Origin of the sequence: Agathobacter sp. LCP21S3_B2 (assembly GCF_052118705.1) — a bacterium.
Lineage (GTDB): Bacteria > Bacillota > Clostridia > Lachnospirales > Lachnospiraceae > Roseburia.
In genome coordinates this window covers 20,660-40,619 of record NZ_JBQKGQ010000009.1, presented here as the reverse complement: position 1 = coordinate 40,619, position 19,960 = coordinate 20,660, and the positions used below count along the sequence as shown (strand labels likewise).

Sequence of the window (19,960 nt, the reverse complement as noted above, 5' to 3'; positions counted from 1 at the left end):
ATTGATGACAATTCACGATTTGGCTGAATACGAGATTTTAGATGAGCACAGAGTGGAGGATGTCCAGTCGGACGGATTCATTCTGAGACACAAAAAAAGTGGTGCAAGGATTGCCATTTTATCAAATAATGATGATAACAAGGTCTTTTATATAGGCTTCAGGACTCCGCCGGAGGATGAGACGGGTGTACCGCATATTATTGAGCATACCACACTCTGCGGTTCAAAGAAGTTCCCGGTAAAGGATCCCTTCATTGAGCTGGCAAAGGGCTCGCTCAATACATTTTTAAATGCCATGACATACCCAGACAAGACAGTTTATCCTGTTGCCAGCTGCAATGATCAGGATTTTAAGAATCTCATGGATGTGTATCTGGATGCAGTGTTTAATCCGAATATCACAAAGTACGAGGAGATTTTCAAGCAGGAGGGCTGGCACTACGAGCTTACAGGCAAGGATGATGAGCTTAAGATAAACGGAGTTGTGTACAATGAGATGAAGGGAGCATACTCATCGCCGGATGAGGTGCTTTCAAGCCAGATTTACCGCTCGCTTTTCCCTGACAATACCTACAGCAAGGATTCTGGTGGTAATCCGGAGTATATTCCTAAGCTTACGTATGAAGCATATCTGGACTTCTATCACAAGTATTATCATCCATCCAATTCATACATTTATCTGTATGGTGATATGGATGTTGTCGAGAGACTTGAGTGGCTGGATAAGGAATATCTGAGTCTGTATGATTATAAAAAAGTTAATTCAGAAATTAATAAACAGCCTGCATTTGATGAAATAAAGAATGTTGAGGCACAGTATTCAATTACCATGGATGATACACAGGAAAATAAGACTTATCTATCTTATAACCGTGTAGTAGGAGATACGCTTGATGATATGCTCTATCAGGCATTTGATGTGCTTGACTATGCACTTGTCAGCTCACCGGGAGCACCTGTGAAGCAGGCATTGATAGATGCGGGAATCGGTGATGATGTGTATGGCTCATACGATGCGGGGATTTTGCAGCCGGTGTTCTCGTTTGTGGCAAAAAATGCCAATGCATCACAGGCAGATGAGTTTGAAAGCATTATAGAGAACACTCTTAAAGAGATTGTTAAAACAGGAATTAATAAAGAAGCATTGCTTGCGGGAATCAACAGCAGCGAGTTCAAATTCAGGGAGGCTGACTTTGGACAGTTCCCTAAGGGACTTCTTTTTGGATTAAACTGCTTAGACAGCTGGCTGTTTGATGATATGAAGCCTTTTATACATCTGGAGTGTCTTGGTACCTTTGCTAAGCTTCGAAAGGCTGTAGATACGGATTATTTTGAAAAGCTTATACAGGAGTATCTGCTTGACAATACCCATGGTTCATCTGTTACTGTAAAGCCGAAGCGTGGACTTGGCAATGAGAGGGAGGAGGCTTTGGCAAAGGAGCTTTCCGATTACAAGGCATCTCTTTCAGATGAAGAGATTAAAAAGCTGATTGAGGATACAGAGCATTTAAAGAAATACCAGGAGGAGCCTTCGTCAGATGAGGATTTGCGCAAGCTTCCGATGCTTACAAGAGCGGATATGAAAAAAAATGCTATGCCTTTTTCAAACATTGAGGATGAGCTTTTGGATGTAAAGGTTGTGCGTCATGACATAGAGTCAAACGGCATTGATTATATATCATTTTTATTTGATGCAGGTGATTTTGCCCAGAGTGAGCTTGGCTATCTTGGCTTCTTCACAAACGCACTCGGGCTGGTGAGCACCGAAAAGTACAGCTATACCGATTTAGCCAATGCTACCAACATATATACCGGCGGAATCAGCACAGGTACTGCAAGTCACCCGGATATTAAGGATAGAAATAATTTCGTGTTTAAATTTGAGGTGAAGCTTAAAGTGTTGGAGAAAAATCTCGACAAGGCACTTGAGCTTATGGAGCAGATGCTTCTTAGATCGGATTTTACAGATACAAAGAGATTGGGTGAGCTTGTAGCGCAGATTAAGGCAAGGCTTCAGGCTAACCTTAGCAGTTCCGGTCATTTGGTTGCAGCTATGCGAAGCATGTCGAGCTTCTCGCGCTACGCACTTTATCAGGACGAGCTAAAGGGAGTTGCTTTTTACCGCTCTATATGCCGCATAGAAAAGGAACTTTTAGAGTCACCAAAGAGTGTGTCAGATAAGCTTGCTGCAATTGCCAAAAAGCTGTTTGCAAGAAACAGAATGCTTATCAGCTTTACCGGAAATAACGAGGCTTACGGCAATGCAAAGCCTTCGTTGGAAAAAGTTATAGCTGGATTTAATAAAATGAGCGCTGTAGGCAATCAGGCTGAGGTTCATTTTAACACAGCAAAGGAAGCATTTATCGATGCATCACAGATACAGTATGTGGCAAAGACCGGTGATTTCATCTGTGAGGGCTATGAATACACCGGGGCACTGAGACTGCTGCGTATCATCTTAAGCTATGATTATCTCTGGATAAATGTCAGGGTAAAGGGTGGTGCTTACGGCTGCATGAATACATTCCTTAGAAGCGGAGAGAGCTACTTTGTCTCATATAGAGACCCTAACCTTTCAGACACACTTGATGTCTATGACAGGATACCTGAGTATATAAAGAGCTTTTCACCTGATGAGAGGGATATGACCAAGTATATTATCGGTACCTTCAGTGCACTTGATACGCCTATGAATCCGGAAGCAAAGGGAAGCAGATCACTGTCTGCATATCTCGAGGGTATTACCTACGAGCAGATTCAAAAGGAGAGAAATGAGATACTAAATGCACAGCCAGAGGATATCAGAAGGCTTGCAGACCTTGTAGAGGCAGTGCTTAAGAAGGACAGTATATGTGTCATCGGCAATGAAAATATGATTAAAGAGTCGGCAGGGCTCTTTGAGAATGTTGAAAAGCTTATATGATTAAAGGGTCACAAGGTATCATCGATGCATGCTTGCATGCAATTCGATGTATACCTTAGTGACCCGCACTACACCGAGAAAGTAGCAATTTGCTGCCCAAATGCAGCAAATTAGCGGATTTCGAGGTGGAGTCAGATTACGGGAATGCGTAGCATGTAGTAATCTGATTAATCATAAATGAGGGGCAAAATACCTTTTGACCCTCATATCCTTATAAATACAGATTCACATAGGAGGAAAAATGATACAGAATTTCAAATCGGGTTTTGTTACAATAATCGGTAGACCAAACGTGGGCAAGTCAACACTGATGAACAGGCTTATCGGTCAGAAAATTGCCATCACCTCAAACAAGCCTCAGACCACAAGAAACCGCATCCAGACAGTATACACGGATATGGAAAAGGGACAGATAGTGTTCCTTGATACTCCGGGCATACACAAGGCCAAAAACAAGCTGGGCGAGTATATGGTCAATGTGGCGGAAAAGACATTAAATGAAGTGGATGTTGTGCTGTGGCTTGTGGAACCGACCAACTTTATCGGAGCGGGAGAGCAGCATATCATAGAGCAGCTTAAAAAGGTTAATACACCTGTTATATTGATTATCAACAAGGTAGATACAGTGGAAAAGGAAAAGGTGCTTGAGTATATAGACACCTACCGCAAGGTATACGACTTTGCAGAGATTATTCCTACGTCAGCCTTAAGAGGGCAGAATATGGATGATGTTATTAATTCTATATTTAAGTATTTGCCTTATGGCCCACAGTTCTATGATGAGGACACCATCACAGATCAGCCGGAGCGTGCAATCTGTGCTGAGATTATCAGGGAAAAAGCGCTCCATGCTCTAAATGACGAGGTGCCGCATGGCATTGCAGTAGGAATTGACCGCATGAAGACAAGAAAGACAAAGAGTGGTTCTATTATAGATATGGATGCCACAATTGTATGCGAGAGAGACTCCCATAAGGGAATCATTATAGGAAAGCAGGGCAGCATGCTCAAAAAAATCGGCACCAATGCGCGCTATGAGATGGAAAGACTGCTTGACTGTAAGGTGAATCTGAAGCTATGGGTCAAGGTAAAGAAGGATTGGAGAGACAGCGACTTCCTCATCAAGAACTTTGGATACAAAGAGGAAGAATAGTATTTTGAAAGTAAGATTAAGATGTCACAGAGTGTAGTGTTGACCGGTATGGTGCTTTCAGCCATGCCGGTAGGGGATTTTGACAAAAGAATAACGATTCTCACAAAGGAACGAGGGAAAATCACAGCCTTTGCAAGGGGCGCAAGACGTCCAAACAGCCAGCTTATGGCAGGAAGCAATCCATTTTCGTTCGGTGAGTTTGAGCTGTTTGAGGGTAAAAGCGCATATTCTCTTTCAAAGGTCACAATCAGCAACTATTTCAGGGAGCTGACACAGGATTTGGAAGCAGTATACACCGGGTTTTACTTTCTGGAGTTCTGCGGATATTTTTGTCAGGAGAACAATGACGAGAAGGATATGTTAAAGCTCCTTTATCAATCACTCAGGGCTCTTGAATCACCGGCATATAAAAATGAGCTTGTCAGGGCTGTTTTTGAGCTTAAGGCTATTACGATAAATGGCGAGGGTCCATCGCTGTTTTCGTGTATACACTGTCATTCGAGGGAAGGACTTAATGTCTTTTCGGCAAGACGCGGAGGGGTGTTTTGCGACAACTGTGGCATGCAGATACAGGGCAGGCATATACTAAGCGATACACTCTATACCATGCAGTATATTGTTTCAGCTGATATCACGAAGCTGTACACATTTGCAGTGTCAGACGATGTGCTTGAGGAGCTGAGAAGCATAATGAAGGAATATCTTTCAATCTATGTGCATCATGATTTTAAATCAGCAGCTTTTCTGTGATAAATTAAATCATGAAATAATTAATAGATAATATGCATGTCGTTGCCCTTTAAAATATGATACTTGAAATCAGATATACAAAAGGGTATAATATCATAGATTATATTTTAGGAGGCAGCTATGAATAAAAAGCTATCAATGCTGTTGCCTGTTATTGCGACATGCGGTTTGCTTGCCGGGTGCGGTACAGATTATTATACCAAGGACAGCACGGTGTTTGTTGCAAAAAACGGCAGTGTAGTATCTACAGATGTCGAGGACTTTGATACAGCTGCATACAAGCAGGATGACTTACAAAGCTATGTGGACAAGTCAATAGACGACTACAATAAGAAGAATGACGGTTCGGTCAGGCTCAAAAAGCTGACTGTCGAGAAAAAGAAGGCATCTCTTACCATGAGTTATGCGTCAACCGATGAATACACTGATTTCAATGGGACAAAGCTTTTTTCAGGAACTATTGCGGAGGCTCTGGCAGCCGGATATGATTTCAAGACCGATTTCGCAGCGATAGATGATGGCAAGGCAAAGAAATGTAAATCATCTGAGTTTCTGGATGAAACCGGCTACAAGGTCGTTGTTTACGAAGGCAGCTCAAATTTGCATGTGAAAGGGAAAATATTATATGCATCTGTCGACAAAGTAAAGCTTGTAGATGACAAAACAGTTGCGATTGGTGACAAGTACAGCCTGCTTGCATCGCAAACCACAGGGACAGAGAGTGTCACAGAGAGCACAGAAGCAGTAAAAGCCGATGCGACTGAAGAAACGGAAAACGGAGCGGATGGTAGTGTCAGTGATGATGATATATTAAACTCGGTCAAGCAAGACAACGAGGTCACATTTGACTTTGACAGTGAGGAGGACAATTCGGCGCCGGTGTCATATATCACATATGTTATATATAAGTAGATTAAGGTGTGAATTGTTATTTAATTATAATTTAAGAATACAAGTAACTATTCAGTTACGAATACAAATAAATCATAAGTAAGATAGAGAGGAAACAAGAATTATGGAAAAGACCATGGACAAAATCGTACAGGTAGCAAAAGCAAGAGGATTTGTATATCCGGGCTCAGAAATTTACGGAGGTCTTGCAAATACATGGGATTATGGAAACCTGGGAGTAGAGCTTAAAAACAATGTAAAAAGAGCATGGTGGAAGAAATTTATCCAGGAGAATCCTTATAACGTAGGTGTAGACTGTGCCATCCTCATGAATCCTCAGACATGGGTTGCATCAGGACATCTCGGCGGCTTCTCAGATCCGCTTATGGATTGTAAGGAGTGCCACGAGCGATTCAGAGCCGACAAAATCATCGAGGATTTTGCGCAGGACAATGGTATTGAGCTTGAGACATCAGTTGATGGCTGGACAAACGAGCAGATGGTAGATTTCATCAAGGAGCACAATGTTCCATGTCCATCATGCGGCAAGCACAATTTCACAGATATCAGACAGTTCAACCTCATGTTCAAAACATTCCAGGGTGTTACAGAGGATGCTAAGAATACAGTATATCTTCGTCCGGAGACCGCACAGGGTATCTTTGTAAACTTTAAAAATGTACAGCGTACATCCCGTAAAAAGATTCCGTTCGGTATTGGACAGATTGGTAAGTCATTCCGTAACGAGATTACACCTGGTAACTTCACCTTCAGAACACGTGAGTTCGAGCAGATGGAGCTTGAGTTCTTCTGTGAGCCGGGAACAGATCTTGAGTGGTTTAAGTATTGGAGAGGCTTCTGCCGTGACTGGCTCATTTCCCTTGGAATCAAGGAGGATGAGATAAGACTGCGTGATCATGATCCTGCTGAGTTAGCCTTCTATTCAAAGGGAACTACAGATATCGAGTTCTTATTCCCGTTCGGATGGGGCGAGCTTTGGGGCATTGCTGATCGTACAGATTATGACCTCGGACGTCATCAGGAAGTTTCAGGACAGGATCTTACATACTTTGATGACCAGAAGAATGAGAAATATCTGCCATACGTTATCGAGCCATCACTCGGTGCAGACCGTGTAGTACTCGCTTTCCTTTGTGCAGCTTATGACGAAGAGGATATCGGTACACCGGAGAAACCGGATGTCAGAACAGTATTCCATTTCCATCCAGCACTTGCACCTGTAAAGATTGGAGTTCTTCCACTGTCAAAGAAGCTCAATGAGAGTGCTGAGAAGGTATTTGCACAGCTTTCAAAGACATACAACTGTGAGTATGACGACAGAGGAACAATCGGAAAGAGATATCGTCGTCAGGACGAAATCGGAACACCATTCTGCGTGACATATGATTTCGACTCAGAGGAAGACCATTGCGTGACAGTACGTGACCGTGACACAATGGAGCAGGAGCGTATCGCAATTGATGAGCTTGATGCATATTTTGCAAAGAAATTTGAATTTTAGAGTTAAAAATTAAAAATAGTAATAAAGTCACATAAAAAGTGTGATTGTCTATTGAAATTGTATAGACAATTTGCTATAATATAGTTAATTTAAGACAACCGAAGGTATATTTTATACACTTTGGTTGTCTGCATTTAGGGAGAGTTGGCGGTGAAAGTATGGAAGCAAAAGAATTAAAGAAACTAAGCAGAAGTGAATTACTGGAAATGCTTTTAGATAGAAGTAAAGAGGTTGAACATTTAAGAAAAGAGCTGGATGAGTCAAAAAAGCATATTGCGACGTTGGAGCGTGAAGTTGCAGAATCCGGTGATATAAATGATGCAATAGAAAAGCTGACATCAGCAACGAGCGAGATTCAAAAATTTGCAGCCGTAATATCGATGGTTTCTAAAAATCTTACTAAAAAGTAATTTTGTAAGGTACAAATAGAACAATGTTATGAAATGGATATAAAAATGGTTGAGAAAATATATAAAAAAGTTATATATGCGCTTGCACGCGTAGCAGTAAAATATATTGAATATAAGAAAAAAAGACAACAGAATAAATCGGTTAACTACATTAATTCGACAAAATCCGAGTCGGATATTGAATACAATAAGAAAGCAATTGCTGATAATATTCCGGTAGAGGATATAAGCAGTGTTACAAACATAAACGATATAGATGATTATATATTTTTGGGACAGAAAAACGATATTGATATTATAGATTTAGGAAAAGATACAGAGCAGGACGAAGCAGAGCCAAAGCCGATGACCAACGAAGACCGACTTGATATGCTGTTGAGCCAGATGATGCCCCCATCTGATTCGGCGATTAAGGTTAATTCGACTAATGCAGATAATACAACGGAAATGGCTGATTCTGTTGATATGGCTAATCCAGCGGAAGAGATTGATTCTGTTGATGTAGTTGATCCAACGGAAACAGTTGATTCGATAGAAGCAGCCGGACAGAAACCTGCGAATGAATATGCAGATACATATGAACAGGAAGATGTTTTAAAATTTGATGAGTCAACAGAAGTTTCTGATAAACTACATAATATTAACAATGATGAATATACTGATTTAGAAACAAAAATTGTTGAAAAAGCAGAATCTTTTGAGAGTGAAAAGAATGCAAAAGCAGATTTTGAAATACTGAAAAATGATAATGTGGACGATAAAACGGATTCAGAATCTGATGATAAAATATATAATGATAAAAAACACAATGATGAAAATGAAAAATACAGTTATCGAAGCATAATGACAGATGACTATGACAGATATAGCGAAGAACTCGGAATCAAAGCATTAAGGCAGGAGCTTCGCAGGGTGAAGTATAACAGCAAATTTGCGGGAACTCTGTTTAATACAGTAGGAACTCTTTTAGTTGTCGCTGCAATAGCGGTTCTTGTTGCAAATTTGTGGCTTCCGATTCTTCAGGTAACGGGAACCTCGATGTCACCCACTCTTGAAGAGGGACAGATACTTATGGCATCAAAGGGAAACGCTTTTAAAACAGGCGATGTCATAGCGTTTTACCTGAATAATAAAATTCTGGTTAAGAGAGTGATTGCAATGCCGGGTGACTGGGTAAATATCTCCGATGACGGAACCGTGTATGTAAATGATATTGCTCTAGACGAACCGTATTTGAAAGAAAAGTCACTGGGTGACTGCAACATTGATTTGCCTTATCAGGTTCCGGAGTCGAAAATTTTCGTAATGGGAGATAACAGAAGTGTGTCTCTTGACTCGAGAAATACGGCAATAGGCTGTATTTCAGAGGAACAGGTGGTTGGAAAAGTGACTTTGGGGCTTTGGCCACTGACAAAAATTGGTAAAATTTACTAAAATATACGCGAATACAGAATGTGTCTATTGGTAAAAAAAGAGAAAGTGCTTCCGTGTGACCGTTGTGTGACCGAAAAATGATATACTGTCATCAAAAGAAAGAGAAAAGCACATAATAAAACAAATATAATTATTTGAGGAAAGGAGGATGCAGAATGGATAAGGATATGGAACGTCTCGGCAAAGAGCGACTGAAAAGAGTAAAAAGACGTAGACAGCTTGCTACATTCGTTGTTTCTATGGCGGTCATCGTGCTGAGCATTACTATGTACAGACTTATACAACCTGCATCTGCAGAAGATCAGAACAAGTACGAGTTCGAGGTGGATGGACAGAAGGAAACATATACCAACCTGGGGAAACTTAAAAATCCTCCGGTGGTGAAGCTTGAAGGTAATCAGCCTGAAGTGGAATGGGATGGAAAGACATTTAATTATCAGGTTGATATGTCTTTCGCCATAGGCGAGGGTGAGTTCAAGGATGAAAGCGGAAATATAATTAAGAATTATTATATGACTTATGGACAGGATATATCTATTCCTGATGCGGTTTGTGATGGCTGGCATACATATACAGACGAAAGTGGAAATAAGCTTTGTAATTATCGCTTTGTAAAAAATAATGATGGCACATTTTCTGCATTGATTAAATTTGCTGATGATTATATACAGAGCAACACTACTGAAATTAAAGGTGGTGCGACATTTGGCGCAAGCGGCTATAGTGAAGTTAAGGACAATGGTGATGTTGTTGTTAAGATAGGCGGAGATGCTACATTAGATATAAGCAAGGAATATATCCATTGGGATAAGAACCACAGCGCTAATTATGATATTACCGTTAAAAAGTCAAATACAACAGATAATACGCTTAAGAAAGATGACAATGGCAAATATGCTGAGTATGTTGTTGATGTTTCATCTGAAAAAGGTACACCGGATGTTATTACTTTAAATGATGTGTTGCAGGCCGGCAAAATGTCTGTCGATACATCAAAGTTTACTTACACAATAACTAAGAACGGACAGCAGGTTGGCGGTGAATATACTGCTAATGTTACGGCTTCCCAGAATAATGACAATAATAATCATAATTATAATCTTACAGCAACATTGCCTAAGCTTAATGCCGGTGAAAGTTGCCAGATAAAATACAAGTATTATTATGATACATCTCTTTGTGATAGCGGAAACGAATCACAAGCATCTAACAAGGTTACTGGTGAATCAATAAATAAGAAATCTAATGAAAAGGTTATTGATACATCAAGCAGTATTATTAAATACAAGAGAGATGATCTTGATAAAACAGGTACATACGACCCAAACAGTCAGACTGTCAAGTGGACAATTACTGTTAATAAAGAAAGAAATGATATTGTTGGAGCTGTACTGACAGATAATTGCCTTAAGGATGCAATGAATTTTAGAATGACCTCTGAACAGGACACCGAATGGAAAGGCGCTAAAATCCAACGTGACGAAGAAAAAAGGATTAGCAGTATTAGTTTTGTGGCTATAAATAATAATAAAAATGACAGTACATATGTTATTACATATGAAACACCTGTCACACCACAAAGCTATGACCAGAATGTTAGCAATCAGGTTGTTTTTAAGAACAAAGAGATATCGTTTAACAAATGGGCTGGAGTACATGTTCCGGGAACTCATGGAGAGATAAAAGTTACAAAGGAAGTGACTGCTAATAAAGAAGAACCTGAGAAAAACAGGTATGAGCTTAGTTGGGAATCAACATTTACCATTCCTTCAACCGGAGCGGATGCAGGTGCAAAGTTTGTTGATGAACTGACAAACACTACTTCAGACAATATGGCTCATTATATGACCTATCAGCAGGTTAAAGATGTATTTGATCAGGCAAAAAACATTTTTGGTGATAAGATATATAAATTTAAAGTAAAATCCGGCGATCAGGAGTATGATTTTAATTCTCTTGATAGCAAAACGGATACTAAGTTTACCGGATTTTCGTTTGAGTTTAAAGACAAGTATGTTCCTTCAAATGATAGTAAAGATGGATTTAAGGTAGCTTTGAATTATAAGTCGTATGCAGACTACTCGGCAGGTGGAGAGATTGAATTTAAGAACAACGCAAACTTCTGGGATGTTAGTGCATATGCATCTTTCAAAACAAAAAAAGATATTAAATCATCAATTGTTAAGACTGATGGAAACAATAATACAGCAGATACATATGTAAAGACCACTGATGTCGGATATGATGGAACACTTACATGGATTGTAAAGGTTACAATGGATAAAAAAGCAACCAAATATACAATCACTGATAATATGCCTGAGGGCATCAGCGTACAAAATGTTACTGTACAGTTACAATATAATAATCCAGACCAGGGTTTTACATACCCTACATTGGATGGCAAGAGCTACACGGTAGATAATTCAAACAACAAAACTTACTTTACTGCAGGAATAAATACTTCATGTAAAAAAGAAACAAGCAATGGTCGTGAGATAATAACTACAACTGTAGAAAAGCCAAAAGATGTAAATGTGCATGGCTGGAATGAGGGTTCTACAATTTTCCTTGTTTACAAATGTAAGGCTGATAGCGCTGAAACCCTGGAGGCAGGAAAGGAGCTTGCGTACAGGAACACAGCATCAGCTAAATCGGACAGTAATGATAAGATTGGTGAATCAAGCCAGACACAGATAATATCCAAACCAAAGCAGGATGGTGAAAATATTCCGGATTCAGGAGATAAAGTTATAAGCAAAAACGGAAGCTGGGATAATGATCAACATAAGTTGAATTATACTGTTCTTATAAACCCGCAGGGCAAGACATATCTGGGTGCTGATAAGACATTAAATTTAAAAGATGTCTTGTCGTACCAAAAAGTAACCTATGATGGTTCTTCGGCAAGGTGGCAGGTAGATTTGATGCCTGGTACAGTTAAGTTCAGAGAGGCTATCAAACAGGATGATGGAACATACAAACCTGGGGAGGTGATATCTGATTGCAAATGGACATATGATTCACAAGAAGCATTATATGATTATCAGTATTCAAGCAAAACAATAAATGCTATTGTTCCTGATGGAAAAGCTATAATGTTGACATACACTTATAGTGTAAAGGCTGATTTGATACAGGAGTGGGGTGATTCAAAACCTAAATTTGATGTATCTAATGCCGCTTCACTGGAAGGCGTTGATAATAGTAAAACAGAGATTCACACTGAATTAAAGTACAATAAATCTTATTCTTCGTTTTATGTATATAAGAATGATTCGTTTATTCTTTATAAGACAGAAGAGGGAAATAACGGAAAGTTATTGCCAAACGCAGAGTTTGATGTTTACAAATATGATCCAAACAGTACAGATTCTACGAAAACATCAGATGGATATGTCCATGTTAATAAATATGTTACCGATAAAACCGGCAAGATAGAGATTAATTTTGATAAATCAATGACATATAACACACAGTATTATGTTGTTGAGACAAAGGCACCTGGTGGCTATGTCCTTCCGGAAGAACCGGCAAAGACTTATTTCTACTTTAGTTCGCCGGATACAGCTAAATATCCTGTGACAGCTCCAAATAACAGCTTAACGGGAACCTGTCTGGCAAACAATTATGATATAGTATATATCGGTGATGAGACTATTCCAACAACAGAAATTTCTGTTGATAAAAAGTGGGTTGATTCCAAGAACAGACCTATAAATAAGACGGATGGAAGTATTTATATACAGTTACATCAGGTGGATTCGTCAGGAAACGATGTTAAGTATGGTGACGCTGTTGAAGTGACACCAGACAAAGATGGAAACTGGTCTTATAAATTTAAAGATCTTCCTAAGACAAAGACAGATGATATAGGTCATATAACCAACGAAACCTATAAGTATTATGTTACAGAGGTTGGAATAGACCAAAATAACAGCGTATCGGGTTATGATGTTTCTTATGTATTTAAGGATACAAACGGAACTGAGATTAAGAGGACTGATGTCAATGTGGCACCGGGAAAGGATATGGCTGTTGATTCAGGTACTATTGAGATTACAAATAAGCTCAATGAGTATGAGCTTCCTGAAACAGGTGGAAGCGGTAACAGATGGTTGTATATGTTAAGTGGAGTTGTACTTATAGCAATAGCTACAATAACACTTTTCTATAAAAAACAAAAAACATTATAAAAAAGGAGAATGCAAAATGAAAACAATCAAAAGAAGCATTGCTTTTGTTCTTGCAATGATACTTACACTTGCAATGAGCGTTACAGTATTTGCTGAGGGCGAAGGCGCAAAAAACACATTTACCATCAAGGTTAATGAGGCAAAGGCAGGCCACACTTATGAGGCTTACCAAATTTTAAAGGGTGACCTTTCAAAGTCACAGACAACACTTTCAAACGTTGACTGGGGTACCGGTATCCAGAAAGACAAACAGACAGATCTTGAGCCTAATAAGGATGCAAAAGCTTATGCAGAGAAGCTTTCAGGAATGCAGTCAAATTCTTCAGATCTTAAGGCAGAGGCACAGAAAATTGCATCAGCTTTAAGCGCTACAGTAGCAGGTTCTGTTTCAGTAACACAGGACAATGCAGAAGCTGAGATTACAGGACTTGAGCCTGGTTACTATCTTATCAAGGATAAGGATGGCTCTTTAACAGGTGACGAGGCTTACACAGAGTATATCCTTAATATCGTTGCTGATACAACAATCACACCAAAGACAGATGTACCTTCTGTTGAGAAGAAAGTAAAAGACACAAACGACACAACAGGTGATACAACAGAATGGCAGGATTCAGCCGATTATGATATCGGAGATGATGTTCCATTCCAGCTTACAGCTACATTACCTGCAAATGTTGAGTCATATAAGTCATATTACCTCAAATTTGATGATACTCTTTCACAGGGACTTGATTTCAAAGAGAAAACTGTTACTGTCAAATTAGGTGACAAGGATGTTAAAGAATTCTTTAAAATAAATTATGATGCTGCTAGCAAAAAGCTTACTTTTACATGTGACAATATTTTAAAAGAGGGATTTGAAGCTAAAAACGGTGAAAAGATTGTAGTTGAGTACAAAGCAACTCTCAATGAGCATGCTGTTATCGGTTCAGAAGGAAACCCAAATAAGGTTAAGCTTGAGTTCTCTAACAACCCTAACAAGGGTGGAGAGGGAGACAAAGGTGAGACTCCGGAAGATACAGTAATCGTATTTACATACAAGGTTGTAATCAACAAGGTAGATGAGAAAAACGAAGCACTCGATGGTGCAGAGTTCACTCTTTATAAAAAGATTAAAGACAAAAACGGCAATTTAGAGGACAAAGAAATCAAAGCGGTAATTTCCGGTGATAAGAATGACATCTTCACATTCAGCGGACTTGATGACGGTGATTATGTACTTAAGGAGACAAAGACTCCTGATGGCTACAACACTGCAAACGATATTAAATTCACAATCAAGGCAGACCACTCAATTGAGTCTGATGCTCCTGAGCTTAATTCATTAAGCGGAGATAAGGTGACCGGTAATATTATACTTACACCTAATAAAACTGAGGGCAGCTTAAGCACACCTGTACAGAACTTAAAGGGCTCAGTCCTTCCTTCAACTGGTGGTGCCGGACGTGTAGCAATCTACGTAATTGGTGCTATCTTAGTTCTCGGTGGTGGAATTGTTCTTGTAACAAAGAAGCGTGTTAGATAATTAATATCTGACCGGCACTATTTAGTTTTAAATATTATGCTGCCACAGGTTATAAATCTGTGGCAGCTATAATAGATTTTATTTAGAGTTTATGTAACAGTAAGGAGAGCACTATGAAAAGACGTTTATCTACTATTCTTTTTGGCGTAGTGTTTATCGCAGGGTTGTCCTTACTGCTATATCCGACAGTAAGTGATTATTGGAATTCATTTCATCAGTCCAGAGCCATTGCCAGCTACGTTGATGCTGTAGACAACACGGATGAGCAAAAGCTTGATGAGATGCGAAAAGCGGCACAGGCATATAATGAGAAGCTTTTAAGTAAGCAGGATCGTTATGAAATGTCAGATCAGGATAAAGCAGAGTATGAAAGTCTTCTTGATGTATCTGGTACCGGAGTGATGGGATATGTAGAGATTCCATCTATAAAGGTTTCATTGCCTATTTATCATGGTACAGACAATACGATACTCCAGATTGGAGTAGGACACATTGAGGGATCATCTCTCCCGGTGGGAGGACCAAGTACACATTGTGCCATTTCAGGTCATCGTGGACTCACCTCCTCAAAGCTGTTTACTGATATTGATCAGATGGCAGAGGGAGATATATTCAAATTATATATACTTGGTGAAACAATGACCTATGAAGTTGATCAGATTAGAATAGTTCTTCCTGATGAGCTTAATGATTTAAAGATTGAAGAAGGTCAGGATTATTGTACACTTATCACATGTACACCGTATGGTGTCAATTCACACAGGCTGCTTATCAGAGGTCACAGGATTGCTAATGATGCGCAGGGGCTTGTTGTAGAGGATGCAAAGCAAATACAGCCATTACACGAGGCAATTATACTTGGTGTTGTGTTTTTGGTTTTGTATATAATAATATGTAAAATTCTTAACAAGACAATATTGTATAGATTCAGATAGAATCAGGAAGGAGGAAAAATGCACAATAACATTAAGAGGATTGCCAGCATAATGATAGCAGCAATGGTATTTGTTTCATTGCCTTGTGGCAGTATATTTGCAAGGACACATATTGAAACAGATAAAGATTGTTCTATAACAGTTGATATTCCTGATACCTGGAATGATTTGGATACTGTGGATTTTCCCGTTGATCTTTACAGGGTGGCAGAGGTAGACAAAAACGGTACCTATGCTGTGACAGATGATTATAAAGAACTGTCAGGCATGGTTGAGTCTATAGATAGTAAGACAACGGCTGATGATTATGAAAAAATGGCTAAGAGTGCATCGGAGATTGTCGATAAGGAAGGTTTATCTGCCGACAAAACTATTGAAGTGAAAAACGGAAAGGGGTCTGTGTCCGGAGTAAAGACAGGATTGTATCTGGTATATACCAAGCCTGTCAATTCAGCACAATATGGATATTCATTTGTACCATATCTTGTTTCGGCGCCAAATAATGAGTTTGCAATGACCGGATCAGGTTCTGATTCATGGATATACGATAATATTACTATAGAGCTCAAGCCGGAGCAGAAGGAACTGACAGGAAGTCTGCAGATAAACAAGGTTTTAAAAACCTATAATACAGAGCTGGGTGAACCAATTTTTGCTTTTGATATAGAAGCATATGATAAGGATGGAAATGTGGTATTTTCGGATATTGCTTCCATTAGATTCGATGGTGTTGGATTTAAGAGTGTAGTGATTGACAACATCCCGGCTGGCTCTAGAGTTGTAGTTAAGGAGGTTTATGCCGCCGGAAGCTACAAGGTTACATCATCAGATAATATTGAGACAACAATTGTTGCCGGCGATACAGTAAATGCAGATTTTACAAACGATTATAACAACAAACTTATTTATAGTACGGGTGTCGTAAATCATTTTGAATACGACGGAACCGGATGGGAATGGGTGCAGAATTAATGAAAAAAATATTTGAGTCTTGTAAAAAAATTAATAAAAAGCATCGTGTTCTGGCGAGTGTAGTCCTTGCGTCGGTAATAATTGTTGGATGTATTTCTGTTAAACCGACACTTGCATATTTTACAACTTATGCTTCTGCTAAGGGTGGAGTATCAATTGATATTGGACCAACGACACGTGTTAAGGAAAAATTTAAGGATTGGAAAAAGACTATTCAGATTGAGAATACCGGTAAAGTTGATTGTTTTGTCAGATGTAAAGTAATAGCTGCAAGTCAGTTTACAATCACGGCATCCGGTAATAATTGGAGTCTTTCCGATGATGGATATTGGTATTATAGTAAAGTTGTACCGGTTGGTGAAATGACAGAGCCTATTACCGCTTATATTAAGGTTAGTGAAAAAGTAAAGACCAATTTTAATGTTGTGGTGGTTCAGGAATGTACCCCTGTTACATATGATGAAAATGGAAATCCTTGTGTAGCTCCGGATGCGAAATGGGATGCCGAGGCTCAATATGATGATGAGGAGGGCGGTAAGTAATGAAGAAGAAATATCCACTTATACTTGTAGCTTCCTCAGTTATTATGCTTGCAGCATCAACTATTGGATCTACTAAAGCAACTCTGACGTATATGAGTGACAATTATCTTGCACAGATTGATATAAAGTCTATCGGTGTAACACTTACCGAGAACGGAAAAGATGTCAGCTGGCGTGATTATAAACATAAGGATGATGCCTGGAGTGAGGCAACAGGTACTTTACTTGGAAGCATGCTAAAGGATGCCGGTGATGAGAAACTTATTCTTGACAAAAAATATAATGAAGAGCTTGCTGTAAAAAACAGTGGTTCAATTGATGAATATGTCAGAGTAACAGTGAGACATTATTGGGTTGACAAAGAAACCGGAGAAAAACGTGGTGATTTGGATCCGTCAAAGATTGAGATTAATTTTACAAACGATGGCTGGATTGAGGACACAAGTGCTAAAACTACAGAAAGAAATGTCTTTTATTATTCAAACATTTTGAAGAAAGGACAGACTTCACCTGATTTTGCTGATAAAATCAGCATTAACAGTGACATTGCAACGATTGTTGGAAGTACCTCAACAACTGATGATGATGGCTATACTACAATTACCACAACATATGAATACGATGGTGCGCAGTTCGTGCTTGAAGCTTCGGTTGATGCTGTCCAGACTCATAATGCACAGTCAGCAATAAAGAGTGCATGGGGTGTAGATGTTGGTATTTCTGATAATGGTGCTTTATCTTTACAATAAAGGGAGGATAATATGAAAAAGAAAATTGCATTATTTGCATGCATATTGTTTATCCTTGGTTCGATAAGCACTGTATATGCAGATGAAAATTCAACAGCCGCCGGTTCATGTAGTTTTACCGGCAAAGAGATGGTCAGCTCTTTTGATTCAAATAAACTGGCAGTCTCTGTTTCAGAAATGCAGCCCGGAGATGAGGTTACATTTTCTGTAAATATCAAAAATGATAGCGACATTTCAACAAAATGGTACATGTCAAATGATGTGCTTAGCAGTCTTGAGGATGCACAGTCTGTAGCTGCTAATGGAGGATATTCATATATTCTTACATTTGTTGGTCCTGATGGAAAAGAGGACACAATATATAGCAGTACCAGTGTTGGTGGTGAAAAACCGACAACGGCCGGTGAGGGTCTTAAAGAGGCAACAAACTCACTTGACAACTTTTTTTATCTTAAAACCTTAGAGCCGGGTGAGGGCGGAAGTGTTAAGCTTTTAGTTGGTCTGGATGGTGAGAGTCAGGGGAATGTGTATCAGGATACACTTGCGAAGCTCATGATGAACTTTGCTGTTGAAGATAATTCAACACCAAATGCTCCTACTCACCCAACATTTACAACTAAGACATCCAGAGTAAAGACAGGAGACGTATGGTCTACCGCTTCTATAGTTGTTTTTGTTATAGGTATTGCCCTATTTATAGCTTCATTTGTGAGTAACAGGAAGGGGGCTGGGAAAAATGAAAAAGTCGCTTAAATATTTCGCTGTTGCTTTGATTATGGTAGTCAGTATTTTTTCACAGTCGACTAATGCCAAAGCATTTTCGTATACCTACACTGTTTCGTTTTCAGCAGGTGGACAGGGCAGCATAAATGGCGGTATACAGGTTAGAAAAGCATCCGGTAACAGTTCATCGGTTTCAATCGAATCAAAAGGTGATAAGGTAGTTGTCAATGGACTGGAATATGGTGATGTTATCAGTTGTGATGCCCAGGGAAATGTTTCTTTAAATGAAAACAGTAAATACTATGTTAAGGGCATAAGACTAAGCGGTCGTGATAATAATACAGTTGCACAGTCTGCTTTCCTTGTATCGGGCGATCAGGATTATGTGGTTGCTTACGGTATACCGGGAGAGTTAGCAGAATATACCGTTAATTATGTTGATGCAAACGGAAATAAACTTGCAGAGAGTAAAACATATTATGGTAATGTAGGTGATGAACCTGTAATTGCATATCTTTATATTGATGGATATATCCCAAGCAGCTACAACCAATCAGGTAAGCTGGTTTCAGATGCGTCAAAAAATATATTTAATTTTGTTTATAATCGTGCCGCCACTAATATGGCCAATAATGGAAATGGTGGTGACAATGGAGCAGGAGCAAACGGAGCTGCAGGTGGAACAGGTGGAGCCAATGCTGCAGGTGTAAACGGGGCTGCAGGCGGAGCCGATGGAGCAGGAGCAAATGGAGCTGCAGGCGGAGCTAATGGAGCAGGAGCAAATGGTGCCGCAGGTGGAGCAAACGGTGCTGCCAATGTTGTAGTTCCTGATGGTCAGAATAATCCTCAGGATGGCGAGGCAGCCCCAGAGGCACAGCCAAATACAACTATTGAAGATCAGCAGACTCCTCAGGCAGCTAACAGTGATAATACACATCAGATTGAGCCTGATAAGGTACCGCTTGGTAAGCTCATAAGTGAGAGTGGAATGGTAGTTCCGATCACGGTTGGAGCTCTTGGTGTAGTTGCAATTCTTGCACTTATGTTCTTTATAATTGGTAAGAATTTAAGGGCAAATAAAGTAAAAAATAATAATGTACAAAATAAATCTTCAGATAAAGAAAACAGATAACAAAAATTAGTTGATATTTGCTGAAATTATGGTATTATTAATGTGTGCGCTTGTATAAGGGCACACATTAATCAAGTATATGGATGGTTTTTTTACCATA

The 19,960-nt window shown here is 39.3% G+C and carries 15 protein-coding genes; all 15 read left to right on the top strand.

Translation table 11 applies throughout. The features are described from left to right. The first annotated feature begins 4 nt into the window (after nucleotides 1–4). The 15 genes from ACTQ1L_RS07990 (at nucleotide 5) to ACTQ1L_RS07920 (ending at nucleotide 19,860) form a co-directional block, all read left to right on the top strand. On the top strand, nucleotides 5–2,923 hold the full coding sequence (locus ACTQ1L_RS07990; RefSeq protein ID WP_441366448.1) for an insulinase family protein: 2,919 nt from the start codon (nucleotides 5–7) through the stop codon (nucleotides 2,921–2,923). A 241-nt stretch (nucleotides 2,924–3,164) separates the two neighbouring features. Beyond that, nucleotides 3,165–4,076, top strand: coding sequence for a GTPase Era (gene era, locus ACTQ1L_RS07985; RefSeq protein ID WP_441366447.1), 912 nt, complete (start codon nucleotides 3,165–3,167; stop codon nucleotides 4,074–4,076). Between the two features lie 21 nt (nucleotides 4,077–4,097). Continuing rightward, nucleotides 4,098–4,826, top strand: coding sequence for a DNA repair protein RecO (gene recO / locus ACTQ1L_RS07980; RefSeq protein WP_441366445.1), 729 nt, complete (start codon nucleotides 4,098–4,100; stop codon nucleotides 4,824–4,826). Between the two features lie 120 nt (nucleotides 4,827–4,946). Continuing rightward, entirely contained in the window at nucleotides 4,947–5,738 is a 792-nt protein-coding gene (locus ACTQ1L_RS07975; RefSeq protein WP_441366444.1) for a hypothetical protein, read from the top strand. A gap of 103 nt (nucleotides 5,739–5,841) precedes the next feature. Then, the gene (locus tag ACTQ1L_RS07970; protein ID WP_441366443.1) at nucleotides 5,842–7,239 is read left to right on the top strand and encodes a glycine--tRNA ligase; all 1,398 of its coding nucleotides are present in this window, start codon (nucleotides 5,842–5,844) and stop codon (nucleotides 7,237–7,239) included. 158 nt (nucleotides 7,240–7,397) lie between these two features. Beyond that, a complete protein-coding gene (locus tag ACTQ1L_RS07965; RefSeq protein WP_441366442.1) occupies nucleotides 7,398–7,649 on the top strand; it encodes a hypothetical protein in 252 nt (83 codons plus the stop codon). Between the two features lie 45 nt (nucleotides 7,650–7,694). Beyond that, on the top strand, nucleotides 7,695–9,083 hold the full coding sequence (lepB, locus tag ACTQ1L_RS07960; RefSeq protein ID WP_441366440.1) for a signal peptidase I: 1,389 nt from the start codon (nucleotides 7,695–7,697) through the stop codon (nucleotides 9,081–9,083). A 155-nt stretch (nucleotides 9,084–9,238) separates the two neighbouring features. Then, entirely contained in the window at nucleotides 9,239–13,279 is a 4,041-nt protein-coding gene (locus ACTQ1L_RS07955) for a SpaA isopeptide-forming pilin-related protein (RefSeq protein WP_441366438.1), read from the top strand. A 16-nt stretch (nucleotides 13,280–13,295) separates the two neighbouring features. After that, nucleotides 13,296–14,807: a SpaH/EbpB family LPXTG-anchored major pilin gene (locus ACTQ1L_RS07950; protein WP_441366436.1), complete on the top strand. Its 1,512-nt coding sequence runs from the start codon at nucleotides 13,296–13,298 to the stop codon at nucleotides 14,805–14,807. A 113-nt stretch (nucleotides 14,808–14,920) separates the two neighbouring features. Next, complete coding sequence (locus ACTQ1L_RS07945; RefSeq protein WP_321110191.1) at nucleotides 14,921–15,742, top strand: class C sortase; 822 nt, start codon at nucleotides 14,921–14,923, stop codon at nucleotides 15,740–15,742. Nucleotides 15,743–15,760: 18 nt separating this feature from the next. Beyond that, nucleotides 15,761–16,714 (top strand): DUF5979 domain-containing protein, encoded by a 954-nt coding sequence (locus ACTQ1L_RS07940; RefSeq protein WP_441366434.1) that lies wholly within the window; start codon nucleotides 15,761–15,763, stop codon nucleotides 16,712–16,714. Continuing rightward, nucleotides 16,714–17,256 (top strand): hypothetical protein, encoded by a 543-nt coding sequence (locus ACTQ1L_RS07935; protein WP_441366432.1) that lies wholly within the window; start codon nucleotides 16,714–16,716, stop codon nucleotides 17,254–17,256. The genes ACTQ1L_RS07940 and ACTQ1L_RS07935 overlap by 1 nt, the downstream gene beginning before the upstream one ends. Further along, entirely contained in the window at nucleotides 17,256–18,005 is a 750-nt protein-coding gene (locus ACTQ1L_RS07930; RefSeq protein WP_321110194.1) for a hypothetical protein, read from the top strand. Before ACTQ1L_RS07935 ends, ACTQ1L_RS07930 begins: the two co-directional genes overlap by 1 nt. Before the next feature lie 12 nt (nucleotides 18,006–18,017). Next, nucleotides 18,018–18,758 (top strand): hypothetical protein, encoded by a 741-nt coding sequence (locus ACTQ1L_RS07925; RefSeq protein ID WP_441366430.1) that lies wholly within the window; start codon nucleotides 18,018–18,020, stop codon nucleotides 18,756–18,758. Then, nucleotides 18,742–19,860 carry a MucBP domain-containing protein gene (locus tag ACTQ1L_RS07920; RefSeq protein WP_441366428.1) on the top strand — a complete coding sequence of 373 codons (1,119 nt, stop codon included), beginning with the start codon at nucleotides 18,742–18,744 and terminating at the stop codon, nucleotides 19,858–19,860. Before ACTQ1L_RS07925 ends, ACTQ1L_RS07920 begins: the two co-directional genes overlap by 17 nt. Nucleotides 19,861–19,960: the final 100 nt, after the last annotated feature.